This window comes from Bradyrhizobium sp. RDM12, from assembly GCF_051917485.1.
Taxonomy (GTDB): domain Bacteria; phylum Pseudomonadota; class Alphaproteobacteria; order Rhizobiales; family Xanthobacteraceae; genus Bradyrhizobium.
Genome location: NZ_CM133064.1, coordinates 1,373,276 through 1,387,970, shown reverse-complemented (window position 1 = coordinate 1,387,970; position 14,695 = coordinate 1,373,276). Strand labels below are relative to the sequence as shown.

Annotated in this window: 11 protein-coding genes and 3 pseudogenes; 7 read left to right on the top strand and 7 right to left on the bottom strand. The window is 65.2% G+C overall.

The annotated features are described in order from the left end of the window. Window position 1 precedes the first annotated feature (1 nt). The 3 genes from ltrA to ftsY form a co-directional block, all read right to left on the bottom strand. Window positions 2-1,378, bottom strand: coding sequence for a group II intron reverse transcriptase/maturase (gene ltrA / locus ACTGJ9_RS06585; RefSeq protein WP_456676409.1), 1,377 nt, complete (start codon window positions 1,376-1,378; stop codon window positions 2-4). A gap of 471 nt (window positions 1,379-1,849) precedes the next feature. After that, window positions 1,850-2,452, bottom strand: a complete 603-nt coding sequence (locus ACTGJ9_RS06580; protein WP_456676408.1) for a septation protein A — start codon at window positions 2,450-2,452, stop codon at window positions 1,850-1,852. Window positions 2,453-2,598: 146 nt separating this feature from the next. Next, complete coding sequence (gene ftsY, locus ACTGJ9_RS06575; protein ID WP_456676407.1) at window positions 2,599-3,546, bottom strand: signal recognition particle-docking protein FtsY; 948 nt, start codon at window positions 3,544-3,546, stop codon at window positions 2,599-2,601. Between the two features lie 47 nt (window positions 3,547-3,593). Here ftsY and ACTGJ9_RS06570 point away from each other — a divergent pair, with 47 nt between their 5' ends. Then, on the top strand, window positions 3,594-4,295 hold the full coding sequence (locus ACTGJ9_RS06570) for an RluA family pseudouridine synthase (RefSeq protein ID WP_456678455.1): 702 nt from the start codon (window positions 3,594-3,596) through the stop codon (window positions 4,293-4,295). A gap of 421 nt (window positions 4,296-4,716) precedes the next feature. Further along, window positions 4,717-5,623, top strand: a pseudogene (locus tag ACTGJ9_RS06565) (DUF2336 domain-containing protein). A gap of 136 nt (window positions 5,624-5,759) precedes the next feature. Here ACTGJ9_RS06565 and mtaB read toward each other — a convergent pair. Next, window positions 5,760-7,012 (bottom strand): annotated as a pseudogene (gene mtaB, locus ACTGJ9_RS06560) (tRNA (N(6)-L-threonylcarbamoyladenosine(37)-C(2))-methylthiotransferase MtaB). Next, window positions 7,012-7,887: a diaminopimelate epimerase gene (gene dapF, locus ACTGJ9_RS06555; protein WP_456676406.1), complete on the bottom strand. Its 876-nt coding sequence runs from the start codon at window positions 7,885-7,887 to the stop codon at window positions 7,012-7,014. The pseudogene mtaB and the gene dapF overlap by 1 nt, the downstream one beginning before the upstream one ends. Before the next feature lie 205 nt (window positions 7,888-8,092). On the opposite strand from dapF, the gene ACTGJ9_RS06550 reads away from it, so the two are divergent. Both ACTGJ9_RS06550 and ACTGJ9_RS06545 read left to right on the top strand, forming a co-directional pair. Beyond that, the gene (locus ACTGJ9_RS06550) at window positions 8,093-8,836 is read left to right on the top strand and encodes a GyrI-like domain-containing protein (protein ID WP_456676405.1); all 744 of its coding nucleotides are present in this window, start codon (window positions 8,093-8,095) and stop codon (window positions 8,834-8,836) included. A gap of 5 nt (window positions 8,837-8,841) precedes the next feature. After that, window positions 8,842-9,558, top strand: coding sequence for an SIMPL domain-containing protein (locus ACTGJ9_RS06545; RefSeq protein ID WP_456676404.1), 717 nt, complete (start codon window positions 8,842-8,844; stop codon window positions 9,556-9,558). A gap of 162 nt (window positions 9,559-9,720) precedes the next feature. On the opposite strand, the pseudogene ACTGJ9_RS06540 reads toward ACTGJ9_RS06545, so the two are convergent. Continuing rightward, window positions 9,721-10,781, bottom strand: a pseudogene (locus tag ACTGJ9_RS06540) (MBL fold metallo-hydrolase). 448 nt (window positions 10,782-11,229) lie between these two features. On the opposite strand from ACTGJ9_RS06540, the gene ffh reads away from it, so the two are divergent. From ffh to rimM, 3 genes are all read left to right on the top strand, one after another. Then, window positions 11,230-12,777, top strand: coding sequence for a signal recognition particle protein (gene ffh, locus ACTGJ9_RS06535; RefSeq protein WP_456676403.1), 1,548 nt, complete (start codon window positions 11,230-11,232; stop codon window positions 12,775-12,777). Window positions 12,778-12,874: 97 nt separating this feature from the next. Next, complete coding sequence (gene rpsP / locus ACTGJ9_RS06530) at window positions 12,875-13,207, top strand: 30S ribosomal protein S16 (RefSeq protein ID WP_014438992.1); 333 nt, start codon at window positions 12,875-12,877, stop codon at window positions 13,205-13,207. 9 nt (window positions 13,208-13,216) lie between these two features. Continuing rightward, window positions 13,217-13,729 (top strand): ribosome maturation factor RimM, encoded by a 513-nt coding sequence (rimM, locus tag ACTGJ9_RS06525; RefSeq protein WP_456676402.1) that lies wholly within the window; start codon window positions 13,217-13,219, stop codon window positions 13,727-13,729. Here the strand turns inward: rimM and ACTGJ9_RS06520 are convergent. Then, complete coding sequence (locus ACTGJ9_RS06520) at window positions 13,726-14,637, bottom strand: LysR substrate-binding domain-containing protein (RefSeq protein ID WP_456676401.1); 912 nt, start codon at window positions 14,635-14,637, stop codon at window positions 13,726-13,728. The two genes, rimM and ACTGJ9_RS06520, sit on opposite strands and share 4 nt — an antisense overlap. Between the last annotated feature and the right edge of the window lie 58 nt (window positions 14,638-14,695).

Below are 14,695 nucleotides of genomic sequence, written 5' to 3'. Positions count from 1 at the left end.
ATTATGCAGGCCGCTGTGCCGCGATGGAAGCCAGACCGAGCGAACCGAAGAGAGCTTTTGGCACGGCAATGTTGAGCGCGGGGCTGTTGCTGAGCCGCCAAGGGCCACGTGGGCTGCCGGCGGTCTTTGCCGCCAGAACCCGGCCGACGCCGCGGCGTCGCAGCTCGGCGAAGCGAGCCGGTCCACGCTTCCACTGCTTCCAGGCGATGGCGCGCAACCGCCGCCTGATCCATTCGTCAAGTGCGCGCATCACCGACGGCGTCTGGCAGAAGCCAAAGTAGCCACGCCATCCGATCAGATAGCGTGACAGCTCCTTGACAGTCTGCGCAAGGCTTTGGCCACACGTGCGTCGCGTCAGCTCCCGAACTCTCGCCTTGAAGCGGGCGATCGCCTGCGGCGCAATGCGCCGTCGTGGCAGCGGCTCGCGGGTAAAGCTGAAGCCCAGGAACTTGCGGATGCTCGGCTTGGCCACCGCACTCTTGGCCCTGTTGACCTTCAGCTTGAGGCGCTTTTCGAGGAAACGTTCGATGCCCGCCAGCACCCGCTCACCCGCCTTCTGACTGCGCACATAGATGTTGCAGTCGTCGGCGTAGCGCACGAAGCGATGGCCGCGCTTCTCCAGCTCCTTGTCCAGCACATCCAGCATCAGGTTCGACAACAGCGGCGAGAGCGGTCCACCTTGCGGCGTGCCCTCTTCCGTCGGACTGACCAATCCTCCCTCCAGCACACCCGCATTCAAGAAGCTGCGGATGAGCTTCAGGAGACGCTTGTCAGCAACCCGTTTGGCAATGAGCCCCATCAGGATGTCGTGGTTGACCCGGTCGAAGAACTTCTCCAGGTCGATGTCCACGACGACAGTGTGCCCGGACGCAATATACGCCTGCGCTCGTTCCACCGCCTGATGCGCCGAGCGGCCCGGCCGAAAGCCGAAGCTCGTCTCGGAGAATGTTCCGTCCCAATCCGCCTGCAGCACCTGCATCACCGCCTGCTGAATGAAGCGGTCGAGCACCGTCGGAATGCCGAGCGGCCGCAGGCCACCCGACGCCTTCGGTATCTCCGCCCGCCGCACCGGCTGCGGTTTGTAGGTGCCGTCAAGCAACTGGACGCGGATCGTGAGCCAGTGCTCCTTCAGATAGGCCGGCAGTTCGCCGACGGTCATCCCGTCAACGCCTGCCGCACCCTTATTGCGCTTCACTCGCGCCAACGCTGCCTTCAGGTTCTCACGCCCGACAACGTCTTCCATCGACGGTCCCGCGACCGCCGGGCGTTCGAGACAGGCTTCCGCCGTGCAGGCTTCAGGCTCTCGGGCGGCAGCGCTTCGGGCTTCACCCTCCGCCCCGGTGCCCAAGTTCAGCTCGACCTGATTCTTCTGCCGCATGGCTCGCACGAGATCGCCGCTCTACTGGCCTCTTCCACCGTTCAGGCCTTCGGCGGCGCGCCGCCGCCTACTATGCCCTCTGCTGACTTCTGCACTGCGGTCAGGCCGCCTTGCGGCGACCTCAGTCCCGTTGCCGGGACACCGTGCAGACCTCCCGAGGTAAGATCGACCGCCTTCGCCGCACGCCCGCCGGATCTACCACCCCGGCCCTTGATGACTATGGACTTCGCGATCAGTAGCTCGCTCGTCCGGTCGGGTAGGCCTCGTTATCCGGTGTTTGTTCATCGGGCCGCGGCTTTGCTCCACGCTGTCTTCAGACCCCACCTCGCGATGACGCCCTTGCGCTTTGCTAATCCTTCGCCGTCATCAGGCTGGATAGAGGACTTCCACCTCCAAGCTGTCGTTCATACTCGGCACACTACTGGATCGCCCGGTCAAGCCGGGCGACGACAGCTGTGCGTGTGGCGAGCCTCAGCCCTTCCTCACATCCCCCGCCTCAGCCTCGCTGGTCTCCAGCGACACCGGCTCTACACCGTAACGCTTGGTCAGCGGCATCTGGGCGATGGCGAAAATCATCGTCAGCGGGGTGACGCCGAACACCTTGAAGTTCACCCAGAAATCCGTGCTCTGGGTGCGCCAGACGATCTCGTTCAGCACCGCCATGCCGGCGAAGAACAGCGCCCAGCGCAGCGTCAGGATGCGCCAGCCCCGCGGGGTCAGGTTGAACATCTGGTCGAACATCACGGCAATGAAGGAGCGGCCGAACAACAGGCCGCCACCGAGGATCGCGGCGAACAGGCCGTAGATGATGGTCGGCTTGACCTTGATGAAGGTCTCGTCGTGCAGCACCAGCGTCAGCGTGCCGAACACCAGCACGATGACGCCCGTCACGATCGCCATGATCGGGATATGGCGCGTCACCACATAGGAGGCGATCATCGCCGCCACGATCGCGACCATGAACGCGCCGGTCGCGGCGAACAGATTGAACTTCGCATTCACGAAGAAGAACACGAGCAGCGGACCGAGCTCGGTCGCAAGCTTGAACAGCGGATGCGGCTGGGTTTTGTCCATTACCTGACCTTTTTTGTTGTCATCCTCCGCGAAGGCGGGGGATCCAGTATTCCGAGGGCCCATGATCTACAATCAGCGGCGCGGCGTACTGGGTGCCCCGCCCCCGTGCGCAATTGCGCACTAGAGGCGGGCACGACGAAAGAAACCTACGATTCGATTCCGGCGATCGCACGGGCGAAATCACGCGCGGTAAACGGCGCGAGATCGTCGACGCCTTCGCCGACGCCGATGAAATGCACCGGCAGTTTGAATTTCTCCGCGAGCGCCACCAGAATGCCGCCGCGCGCGGTGCCGTCGAGCTTGGTCATCACGAGGCCCGTCACCCCAGCGGTGCGGTGGAAGGCCTCAACCTGCGACAGCGCGTTCTGGCCGACGGTGGCATCTAACACCAGCAGCACCGCATGGGGCGCCGAAGCATCGACCTTGCGGATGACGCGCACGACCTTCTCGAGCTCGTTCATCAGCTCGGCCTTGTTCTGCAGGCGGCCGGCGGTGTCGATCAGGAGCACATCGATGCTCTGCTCCTTTGCCGCCGTCAGCGCATTGAAGGCGAGGCTCGCCGAGTCGGAGCCCTGCGCGCCTGATATCACGGGCGTCCTGGTGCGCTCGCCCCACGCCTTGAGCTGCTCGATCGCTGCTGCGCGAAACGTGTCGCCGGCAGCCAGCATCACCTTGCGGCCTTCGGAGGCGAATTTCTGTGAGAGTTTTCCGATCGTCGTGGTCTTGCCGGACCCGTTGACGCCGACCACGAGGATCACGAACGGCTTCCTGGCCGTATCGATCTCAAGCGGCTTCGCCACCGGCGCCAGCACCTTCTCGACCTCGGTCGCGACCACGTCCTTGACCTCGTCGGCCGAGATCGCCTTGTCATAGCGCCCGGTGCCGACCGCGTCCGCGATCCGCACCGCGACCGAGGTGCCGAGGTCGGCGCGCAGCAGCACGTCCTCGATGTCGTCGAGCATGGCGCGGTCGAGCTTGCGCTTGATGACGAGGTCGGCGACCGCGGTCCCGAGCGAGGACGAGGTGCGCTTCAGCCCGTTGGACAGGCGGCGCCACCAGCTCAGCTTGGGGGTCTCGGGGGTGGTATCGTTCATGGTGGCGGTGTGTTAGCCGTTCCGGCTCTTAAACGAAAGTCTTGCAATTGCTCGATGTTCCCGAATTGACCGCTGAGGAGATCCAGTCGCGCGTGCTCCATCGCGACGGGCTGATGCTGGTCATCGACAAGCCGGCCGGACTGCCGGTGCATCGCGGCCCCAAGGGCGGCGCCAATCTGGAAGCCTCCTTCAACGCGCTCTGTTTCGGCTTGCCGCGTCCGCCGGTGCTGGCCCACCGGCTGGACAAGGACACCTCCGGTTGCCTTGTGCTTGGCCGCCATCGCAAGGCGACCGCTTCGCTCGGCCTGCTGTTCAAGCACGGCAAGATCGGCAAGACCTACTGGACCGTGGTCGAGGGCGGCCCTGCAGAGGACGAAGGCACGGTCGACATGCCGCTGGGCCGGCTTAACGCCGAACGCGGCTGGTGGCAGAAGCCCGATCCGAAGGGGCAGAAGGCCGTGACGAACTGGAAAGTGATGGGTCGGGGTGACGGGTTCACCTGGCTCGCCATGGAACCGGTGACCGGCCGGACCCATCAGTTGCGGGTGCATTCATCTGCGACAGGCTGGCCGATCTTCGGCGATAACATTTACGGCAACGGCCCGCGTTTCGGTGAGCCGAAGCTGCACCTGCACTCCCGCGAGATCGTGGTGCCGATCTCCCGGAACAAGGAGCCGGTCCGCGTCGTCGCACCGGCCCCGCCCCACATGCATAAGAAGCTCCGCGCCTGCGGATGGAACGGGGAATAGGCGCGTCAGTGCCTCATGGTGAGGAGGCCGTGTAGCGGCCGTCTCGAACCATGAAAGACCCGATCTCGCCCATGGCCAGCCTTCGAGACACCCACTTTGGCGGCTCCCCAGGGCGAGGTCATTGCTCGATGGTTTACGAAACGTTCAGTGCTCGTCTCTAATGATAGCGGTTGCTTAGAACAAGCTTCCGTCATCCGCTCAGGACGAGCAACGCGTCATGCCCACGGCCGAACTATCGATCATCGACGAGATTGAAGCCGCCATTCGAGTCGGTTCGGCGGAAAAGGGCCTCGAAACGGCCCGGCGCGTCACCGACCTGTTCCTGTCCTCCGCCGGAAGTTTTGACGACGAGCAGATCGCGCTGTTCGACGACGTGCTCGAGCGCCTGATCGGCACCATTGAGCTGCGCGCCATCGCCGACATGGGTGCACGCGTGGCGCTCGCCGAAATCAGTGCCCAGCTTGCGCCGATCGCGCAGGCCCCGCCGTCCGTCATCCGCCGCCTCGCCAACAATGACGAGATCCGCATTGCCGGCCCCGTGCTGCAGGAATCCGCGCGCCTCCACGATAGCGAGCTGGTCAAGATCGCATCGTCCAAAGGCGAGCCGCATCTGCTCGCGGTCGCCGGCCGCTGGTGGCTGAGGGAGATCGTCACCGACGCGCTGCTGGCGCGCCGTTATCCGAGCGTCAGCCGCCGTCTCGCCGCCAATCCCGGCGCGCGCATGTCCGGAAAGGGATTCGCCGTTGTCGTCGGACAGGCCGAGAGCGATCCCGAACTCGCGGTGAGCGTCGGCGTCCGGGTCGACCTGCCGTCGGAGCTGCGCCGCCAATTGCTGCGCTCGGCGACAGACACGGTTCGCACGCGATTGCTGTCGCGCGCGCCGCCCGATCTGTTCGACGAAATCCAGAGTGCGATCGCCGCCGTTACCGTCGGCGTCGAGCGCGAGATGTCGGGGGTCCGCGACTTCGAGGGCGCCAAGCGCGCGATCGCGAGATCTCAAGGCATCCGGTCAGCTCAACGAGGCGACGCTGCTCGGCTTCGCCAGGCAGCGGCGCTACGAAGAGGCCGTGGCCGCGCTGGCGGCACTGTCAGGATCGACGGTCGAGGTGATTCGCCCGCTGATGCAGAGCCTGCGCGAAGACGGCATGCTGGTGCCGTGCAAGGCGGCGCAGCTGAGCTGGGAGACCACCGCCGCCGTGCTCGAAAGCCGCTTTGCGACAGGTGCAATGAAGCCGGCGGATGTTGCGAGGGCGCAGAACAATTTCTCACGCATGTCGCCGGAAAATGCACGGCGCACGCTGCGATTCTGGCAGGTGCGGGCGTCGTAGCGACGCGCCATTCGTCAAACTGACGGTGCCATCATCCGCGAAAGCGGGTGATCCAGTATTCCAGGGACATTAGTGGGATACGGAGAAGCTGCGCTTGCTGGGTCGCCCGGTCAAGCCGCGCGACGACACCTTTTATTTATGTCCTCAGCCGCGCGCCATCGCTGCCGGCAATCGTGAGCGGCACGACGCTTCCCACGCGCTCGCCCGCAATCGCCACCGGCAGATAGTGCTCCGTGCGCCCCTGCCCGTCGCTCTCGATCAGCACCTCACGCGTCGCGCCGATCTCGGCTTGCAGCCGCAGCCGTAACGCAACCGCGCCAGCCGCGCGCAGCCGCTTTGCACGCGCCTTGATCGCACCGCCGGCGACCTGCGGCATCCGCGCGGCCGGCGTGCCGGGGCGCGGGGAATAGGGAAAACGTGCAGGAACGTCAGCCCGCACTCCTCGACCAGATCGAGCGAGCGGGAAAACATCCCCTCGGTCTCGGTCGGAAAGCCCGCGATGATGTCGGCGCCGAAGACGATGTCCGGCCGCAGGCGACGCACCTGATCGCAGAAGAGAATCGCGTCCTGCCGCGAATGCCGCCGCTTCATGCGCTTCAGGATCATATCGTCGCCGGATTGCAGCGACAGATGCAGATGCGGCATCAGCCGCGCATCGTCGGCGATGGCATCCAACAGATCGCGATCCGCTTCGATCGAATCGATCGAGGAGATACGCAGCCGCTTCAGCTCCGGCACATGCCGCAGGATCTGCTTCGTCAGCAGGCCGAGCTTTGGCGCACCCGGCAGATCGGCACCGTAGCTGGTGAGATCGACACCTGTCAGCACGATCTCGGCATGGCCGCGCTCGACCAGCGTCCGCACCTGATCGACGACCGCGCCCATCGGCACCGAGCGCGAATTGCCGCGGCCATAGGGAATGATGCAGAAGGTGCAGCGATGGTCGCAGCCGTTCTGCACCTGCACGAACACGCGCCGCAGGCCGTTCGCATAGCCGTCGAGAAGATGCGGCGCCATCTCCTTCACCGCCATGATGTCGCTGACGGCGATCTTCTCGCTGGCACCGAGATCGAAGGCCTCGCGCGCCTCGCGCCAGGCGTCGCCGCGCATCTTGTCGTCATTGCCGACGACGCGGTCGACCTCGGGCATTTCAGCGAACATGCCACTCTGCGTCTGCGCCGCGCAGCCGGTAACGACGATGCGCGCCCCGGGCCGTTCGCGTTTCAACTTCCGGATCGACTGCCGCGCCTGTGCCACCGCCTCGTTGGTGACGGCGCAACTATTGATGACGATGGTGTCGGAGAGACCGGCACCCTCCGCCTCGCGGCGGATCACCTCGGCCTCGAAGGCGTTGAGGCGGCAGCCGAAAGTGACGACCTCGACAGCCATTACCCGGCCGGCGCGAACAGCGCCGGATCGAATTTGCCTTCATACTCGAAGGTCGCCGTGCCCGTCATCAGCACGTGGTCGTCGCGCTCGCGCCATTCAATGCCGAGCTTGCCGCCGGGCAGCGTCATCTCGACCTTGCGTTCGGTCCGCTTCAGGCGCGCAGCCGCAACCGCAGTCGCACAGGCCGCCGAGCCGCAAGCCCTGGTGAGACCCGCACCGCGCTCCCAGGTGCGCATCGTGATGTGCTCGCGATCGACAATGTGGGCGAGCGTGATGTTGGCACGCTCGGGGAAGATCGGATGATTTTCCAGCAGCGGACCAAAGCGCGCGAGATCATAGGCGTTGACGTCGTCGACCCAGAAGATCGCATGCGGATTGCCCATGCTGACCACGGACGGCGAATGCAGGATCGGTTGGTCGATCGGCCCGATCTGCAATTCGATGTAGCGGGTGTCGCGAAACTCTTCCGCCAGCGGAATGTCCTGCCAGCCGAACTTTGGCGCGCCCATGTCGACGGTGTAGAGGTCCGGCGCCGGCCCCTGCCAGGCATTGAGCAGGCCGGCCGCGGTCTCGAAGGTCGCCGTGGTTTGCCCGCTCTTCCCAAAAATCTGCCGCACCACGCAGCGCATGCCGTTGCCGCAGGCGCCAGCTTCCGAGCCGTCACTGTTGTAGATGCTGATGAAGGCTTCGGTGCCGTCGAGCCGCGGCTTCTGAAGCACCATGAGTTGGTCATAGGGCACGCCGCCGTCCGCGGAGGCCACCGCACGGGCGTCGTCCGGCGTGACCTTTCCTGCGGAATCGCGCATGTCGACAACGACGATCTCGTTGCCGATGCCGTTCATCTTGGCAAATGCGTGATTGGCCAGCGCGCTCATGAAAATTCCCGAATTTCGCCTGCCTTATATGGCGATCCTTGCCGGCTTGGCCAGTGTTTTGCCGTCGAGGCCCACCATGGCGTCTGCCATGACGCATCTGTCATGGGACGAATTCGGCGCTCGCGTGTTAGAACGGCGGAGTTCGCGCAAACCGGGATGCGCGGCCGGGTTAAGGCCTTGGCGGGCAAGGTCTGGGGAGAATAAAATGAATGGTTTTCGTCGTCTCGCTCTGGCCGCGTTGATCCCGGCAGTCGCGTTGTCGCTTGGCCCGTCCGGCGCTCTGGCGCAGACCCCAAGTCCGGCGCCCGCGGCGTCGGCTAGTCCCTCGCCGGCCCCGTCAGCCGCGCCCTCCCCAGCCGCAAGTGCCTCGCCTGCGCCCGCAGCAACTCCCTCGCCGGCACCATCGCCGGCGGCCAGTGCCTCACCGTCGCCGAGCCCGGCGGCACCCCCGCCCGCCGCGGCCGTGACTCCCGCCCCGGTGCAGACCGCCGATCCCTTCGGCCTGGAGACAACGCTCGAAGCCAAGAAGGTCGTGATGCTCAAGGGCACCGCCAACTGGGACTCGGCCTTCGACACCCTGGTCGACGCCTTCAAGGCGCTGAACGCGCTGCTCGACAAGCAGGGCATCAAGCACGCCGGCAATTCGATGATCGTCTACACTTCGACCGACGACACCGGCTTCACCTTCCTCGCCGAAATTCCTGTCGAGCAGGATCCGAAGAACCTGCCCAAGGACATGAGCATCGGCAAATCGCCGGAGGGCAAGGCGCTGAAATTCGTCCATCGCGGCTCCTACGACAACATGGACAACACCTATGAGGCGATCACCAATCATCTCGACGACAAGAAGCTGGAAGCCAAGGACACGTTCATCGAGGAGTACTTGACCGATCCCTTGAAGACGGCCGAGGACAAGCTCGTGATCAATGTGTTCGTGCCCCTGAAGTGAGACCGATGAATAAAACCGCCGCCCTCTTTACGTCGCTGGCCGCAATTGTCGCAGCCACCCTGCCGGCCGCGCCCGCGTTCGCCGACGATTTTCCGTCCGCCATCTCCGTGAGCGGCGAGGCGACCGTCTCGGCGGCACCCGATCTCGCGCACATCGATGCCGGCGTCGCCAATGATGCCAAGTCGGCGAAGGAAGCGTCCGACGCCAACAACGCCGCGATGGGCAAGGTGCTGCTGGCGCTGAAGGGCGCCGGCATCGACGAAAAGGATTATCAGACCTCGCGGCTGTCACTGCAGCCACAATATGCGCCGAACCGCTCGAACGGCGCCTCGCCCGTGGTCAGCTTCCGCGCCTCCAACCGCGTCACCGTAAAAATCCGCGACGTGACCAAGGTCGCTGGTATCATCGACACGCTGGTCGGCGCCGGCGCGAATGATATCGGCAACATCTCGTTTGAAGTGACGCAGGCGTCAAAGCTGCTCGACGACGCCCGCGTGCAGGCGGTCGCCGACGCCCGCCGCAAGGCCGAAATCTATGCCAAGGCCACCGGCGTCACGCTGGGCGCGCCGCTCAGCGTCTCCGAAGGCGGCGCTCCCATGCCGCTGTTCAAGGGCCGCATGGCCGCGGCCCCGATGGCCGCGCCTGCCGCCCTTGCGCCGGGCGAGGAAACGCTGTCGGTGACGGTGAATGTGAGCTGGGCGATCAAGCCGAAAGAGCAATAGGTTTCGCGTCCCGGACGCGCTGCAGCGCGTAGCGATGCTGCGCAGGGCCGGGACGCAGCAAGTACCACGGTGCAATACGGCGACATGGGCCCCGGCTCGGCAGCGCACCGTCAAAAAGACGCTGCGCTGCGTGCGGGGCACGAGCGGTAGACGTGGAAAGGACTAAATCTCCACCACCTGCCCGGGCTTCATCGCCACGAACCGCTCCTGCGGAATGTTGGCGGCATCGAGCGCTTCCACCAGGGCCTTGGCCGGCGCGTCGATCGCTTCATCGGTGAGCTGGAACGTGCCGTGATGATGCCCGAGCGCGGCTTGCGCGCCGCAATCGTCCAGCGCCTTCACCGCGTCTTCCGGGTTCATATGCTGGTCACGCATGAACCAGCGTGGCTCGTAGGCGCCGATAGGCAGGATCGCCAGACGTAATGGCCCGTGCTTCTCGGCAACCCGGCGAAAATGGCCGCCGTCGCCATAGCCGGAATCGCAGACGACGTAGATTTTCCCCGCAGGCGTCTCCAGCACAAAGCTCGCCCATAACGCCTTGTTGCGGTCGAACATGCCGCGCGCCGACCAGTGCCGGGTCGGCACCAGCGTCACGGCGATACCATTGCCGAGCTCGACGCGGTCGTGCCAGTCGAACGCCTCCGCCTTGATCGAGGCGTCTGCGCCGCGCATCGTCACGTCGTTGCCGAGCGGGGTGACCACGCGCGGCGCAAAATTCTTGCCAGCCGCGACAGCGTCGCGATGTCCAGATGATCGTAATGCCCGTGCGAGACCAGCACGACGTCGATCTTCGGCAGCTTGTCGAAGGCGATACCGGGATCGTTGTGGCGTTTTGGTCCGGCCCACCCCACCGGCGAGACCCGCATCGACCAGACGGGGTCGACGAGGATGTTGAGGCCGCCGGTCTGGATCAGCCAGCTGGCGTGGCCGACGAAGGAGAGCCGCACCTTGCTGCCATCGACGCGCTCCGGCGGGCTATCGGCATGGGGGCTCGGCGCCCAATCCGGCCATTTCGCGCGCTTTTGGCCACCGCCGAACTGCCAGCGGAACACTTCACCGAGCGATCTCGGCGGCGCGCCGTCCGGATCGAAGAAGTGCAGACCATCAAAATGGTCGGAGACGGGACCGTCATAAGTTTTCATGCGGAACATCCAGAGGGGAACACCGGCCAGCGCGCCGGTCCCGGCAAGCAGTCCGAACAGGCGGCGGCGGGTGATCGACATGGGCAGGTCTTAGGCAGGGTTGGCACGGCAAGACATGACGGGCTATATGGGCGGGCCGGCCGGAAAAGGAACCCATCGCTGGAAACGTCCTGTTTTCAAGCCCTTGCCCTGGCAGAGCCGTCCGCACGCCCTAACTTTCCTTGACTTTTGGGCGTGAGCGGCGTTTAACCCCGCCACTTTCTCGGAAAGGCTTTCTTTTCGACCCGCCGCCTGGCCCTTGAGGCCGGAGGCCAACGCCCGACAGCGCTGTGCGCCCTCGGGCGCAAGGGTGTTTGGAAGATCGCTTCCCCAAGGAAGTGGTCATTCCCCGCGAAGGCGGGGATCCAGTACCCCAGAGGCAATTCGGCGTGAACCGAGATGCCGCGGCGTGCTGGATGCCCCGGTCAAGCCGGGGCATGACAGTGGTGAACGCGGCAACCCTGCACAAGCAGGACAAGGGACAATTGCATTGTTCGACAATCTGTCGGAACGGCTTGGCGGCATTCTCGATCGTCTGACGGGGCGCGGTGCGCTGACCGAAAAGGACGTCGACGCCGCGATGCGCGAGGTGCGCCGCGCGCTGCTCGAGGCCGACGTCGCGCTCGAGGTCGTGCGCAGCTTCACCGAGCGCGTCCGCGAGCAGGCGATTGGCGCCACCGTCGTCAAGTCGGTCACGCCAGGCCAGATGGTGGTCAAGATCGTCCACGACGAGCTGATCAACACGCTCGGCGCCGAAAGCCAGACCATCGACGTCAATTCCGTGCCGCCGGTGCCGATCATGATGGTCGGTCTGCAAGGCTCGGGCAAGACGACCACCACCGCAAAGCTCGCTCGCCGTCTGGTCCAGCGCGACAAGCGCAAGGTGCTGATGGCTTCGCTCGACATCTATCGCCCGGCGGCGATGGAGCAGCTGGCCGTGCTCGGCCGCGATCTCGACATTCCGACGCTGCCCATTGTCGCCGGTCAGCAGCCGCCGCAAATCGCAAAGCGCGCACTCGAAGCCGGCAAGCTCGGCGGCTACGACATCGTGCTGCTCGACACCGCCGGCCGCACCACGCTCGACGAAGAGATGATGGCGGAAGCAGCTGCGATCAAAGCGGCGGCCAATCCGCATGAAGTGCTGCTGGTCGCGGACGCCCTGACGGGCCAGGACGCCGTCAATCTCGCCCGTGCTTTCGACGAGCGCGTCGGCCTCACAGGCATCGTGCTGACGCGCGTCGACGGCGACGGTCGCGGCGGTGCTGCGCTCTCGATGCGCGCTGTCACCGGCAAGCCGATCAAGCTGATTGGCACCGGTGAAAAGACCGATGCGCTGGAAGATTTCCACCCTGACCGTATTGCCGGCCGTATCCTCGGCATGGGCGACGTCGTCTCGCTGGTCGAGCGCGCCGCCGCCAACATCGACGCCGAGAAAGCCGCGCGCACCGCCGAGCGCATGCGCAAGGGTCAGTTTGACCTCAACGACATGCGCGAGCAGCTGCTGCAGATGGCGAGCATGGGCGGCATCAGCGGCCTGATGGGCATGATGCCCGGCATCGCCAAGATGAAGAACCAGATTGCGGCCGCCGGCATCGACGACAAGATTTTGAAGCGGCAGGTCGCGGTGATCGATTCCATGACGCGCGATGAGCGCCGTCATCCCGACCTGCTCAAAGCCAGCCGCAAGAAGCGTATCGCGGCCGGAAGCGGCCAGAGCGTCGAGCAGGTCAACAAGCTCCTGAAGATGCACCGCAATATGGCCGACGTGATGAAGGCGATGGGCTCGGGCAAGCGCGGCCCGCTGGCCGGCATCGCTCAAGCCATGGGCTTTGGCGGCGGCATGAAGATGCCGTCTCCTGACGAGATGAAGGCGCTGCAGGAGAAAATGCAGAGCGGCGGCGGACAGGGTCTGCCCAGCCTGCCGAAGGATTTGCCGGCCGGTCTTCGCACCGGCCTGCCGAACGTTCCTGGACTGACGGGGCTGAGCGGGAAGCCGACGCTGCCGGGCCTCGGCGGTTTTCCAGGCAAGAAGAAATGAGGAATTCGTCGCACGGGATCGCATCGGTCCCGCGCGACGCGGAATACCAATCAACCGAACAATCAACCGAACAAAACGTACTTTGAAGGAGAACTGAATGTCCGTCGTTATCCGCCTCGCCCGCGCAGGCACCAAGAAGCGTCCCGTCTATCACGTCGTCGTCGCCGATTCGCGCTTCCCCCGCGATGGCCGCTTCATCGAGCGTCTCGGCTACTTCAACCCGCTGCTGCCGAAGGACAACGAGACCCGTCTGAAGCTCGACATGGACAAGGTGAAGGCCTGGCTCGCCAAGGGCGCGCAGCCGTCGGACCGCGTGTCCCGCTTCCTCGACGCCGCCGGCGTCAAGAAGCGTGAAGCGCGCAACAACCCCGAGAAGGCCGTGCCGCGCAAGGAGCGCAAGGCGCAGGCCGAAGCCGCTGCGAAGGGCTAAGGCTCATCCATGTCGGCGCTGATCTGCGTCGCGCGGATCGGCGCCGCGCATGGTGTGCGCGGCGCGGTCAAATTGTGGACCTTCACCGAAGATCCCTTTGCCGTTAAGCGCTACGGTCCGCTTCTCTCCAAGGACGGCAAGCGCCAGTTCGAGCTGGCGCAGGCCCGCGAAGCCAAGGACCATCTGGTCGCGACCTTCAAGGGCGTCACGACCCGCGATGAGGCCGAGCGCCTCAACGGAATCGAGCTCTATGTCGCGCGCGAAAAACTGCCCGTGACCGATGAGGACGAATACTATCATGCCGATCTGATCGGGCTCGCCGCCGTCAGCGCGGCAGGCGATGCGCTCGGCCGCGTGCTCGCAATCCATAATTTCGGTGCCGGCGACATCATCGAGATCGCGCCTCTCAAGGGCGCGACGATACTGCTGCCGTTCACCAACGCAGTGGTGCCCGAGGTCGATATCGCCGGCGGCCGCGTCGTGATCGAGCTGCCGCAGGAAGTCGAGGGCGAGGAGCGCTAGCTCGTCTGACGGCCCTGCTGTTCCAGCCAGTCGCAAAACACCGCGCGATGCGGATCGTCGTCGCGGCCTTCGGGGAAATAGGCAAAATAGCTGCGGGCGGGCAGACTGACGTTCGGAAACGGCGTCACGAGGCGTCCGGCAGCGAGATCGTCGGCAATGAGCGCCGTCGGCCCCATCGCGACACCGAGACCGTCGAGCGCGGCCTGAAGCGTCAGATAGAAATGATCGAAGGTCAATGACGACGCCGGCTCCAGTGCTGACTCGCCGGCATCGGCGAGCCAGTCACGCCAGAGCCGCGGCATCGATGTGACGTGCAGCAGCGTATGCCGGCCGAGGTCGGCAACCTCCGTCAGCGGCAGCCTCGCAAGCAGTGCGGGACTGCACACCGGCAGCCGCTGCTCCGACAACAGGAAGCGCGACGCGAAACCGTGAAAGGTGTCGGGACCGCCGCGGATCACGACATCGAACAGCTCGGGCAGCGCGTCCACCTGATCGTTCGACGTCGACAGCCGCACCTCGATGTCGGGATGCTCGGTGCGAAACCGGGTCATGCGCGGCAGCAGCCAGCGCAGACTGAAGGTCGCGAGCGCGTTGACGCGCAACACCGCCGCCGGCGCCTCGCCGCGACGCTTGCGATGCTGCTGCACGGCAGCCGAAATCCGGTCGAGCGCGGGCGCGAACTCCGCGAGCATCGCGGCTCCGGCCGGCGTCAGCACCACCCGCCGCACCGACCGCCGGAACAGCGCCGGCGGTCCAAGCCATGTCTCAAGCAGACGGATCTGCTGGCTCACCGCGCCATGCGTCACGCCTAGCTCGACCGCGGCCTCCTTGAAACTGCCAAGCCGCGCCGCCGCCTCAAAAGCGCGGACGGCGTTCAACGGCGGCAGGCTGCGGCGAGGGACGAACATGGGGACATACAAGAGAATTTCTAGCGCATGAACCGAATATTACTCGTTTGTGACGGTT

What these genes read in the sequence shown, in the direction of transcription:
- ltrA (WP_456676409.1), bottom strand. Translation starts at nt 1,378, where the DNA reads ATGCGGCAGAAGAATCAGGTCGAGCTGAACTTGGGCACCGGGGCGGAG.
- ACTGJ9_RS06580 (WP_456676408.1), bottom strand. Translation starts at nt 2,452, where the DNA reads ATGGACAAAACCCAGCCGCATCCGCTGTTCAAGCTTGCGACCGAGCTC.
- ftsY (WP_456676407.1), bottom strand. Translation starts at nt 3,546, where the DNA reads ATGAACGATACCACCCCCGAGACCCCCAAGCTGAGCTGGTGGCGCCGC.
- dapF (WP_456676406.1), bottom strand. Translation starts at nt 7,887, where the DNA reads ATGAGCGCGCTGGCCAATCACGCATTTGCCAAGATGAACGGCATCGGC.
- ACTGJ9_RS06550 (WP_456676405.1), top strand. Translation starts at nt 8,093, where the DNA reads ATGAATGGTTTTCGTCGTCTCGCTCTGGCCGCGTTGATCCCGGCAGTC.
- ACTGJ9_RS06545 (WP_456676404.1), top strand. Translation starts at nt 8,842, where the DNA reads ATGAATAAAACCGCCGCCCTCTTTACGTCGCTGGCCGCAATTGTCGCA.
- rpsP (WP_014438992.1), top strand. Translation starts at nt 12,875, where the DNA reads ATGTCCGTCGTTATCCGCCTCGCCCGCGCAGGCACCAAGAAGCGTCCC.
- rimM (WP_456676402.1), top strand. Translation starts at nt 13,217, where the DNA reads ATGTCGGCGCTGATCTGCGTCGCGCGGATCGGCGCCGCGCATGGTGTG.
- ACTGJ9_RS06520 (WP_456676401.1), bottom strand. Translation starts at nt 14,637, where the DNA reads ATGTTCGTCCCTCGCCGCAGCCTGCCGCCGTTGAACGCCGTCCGCGCT.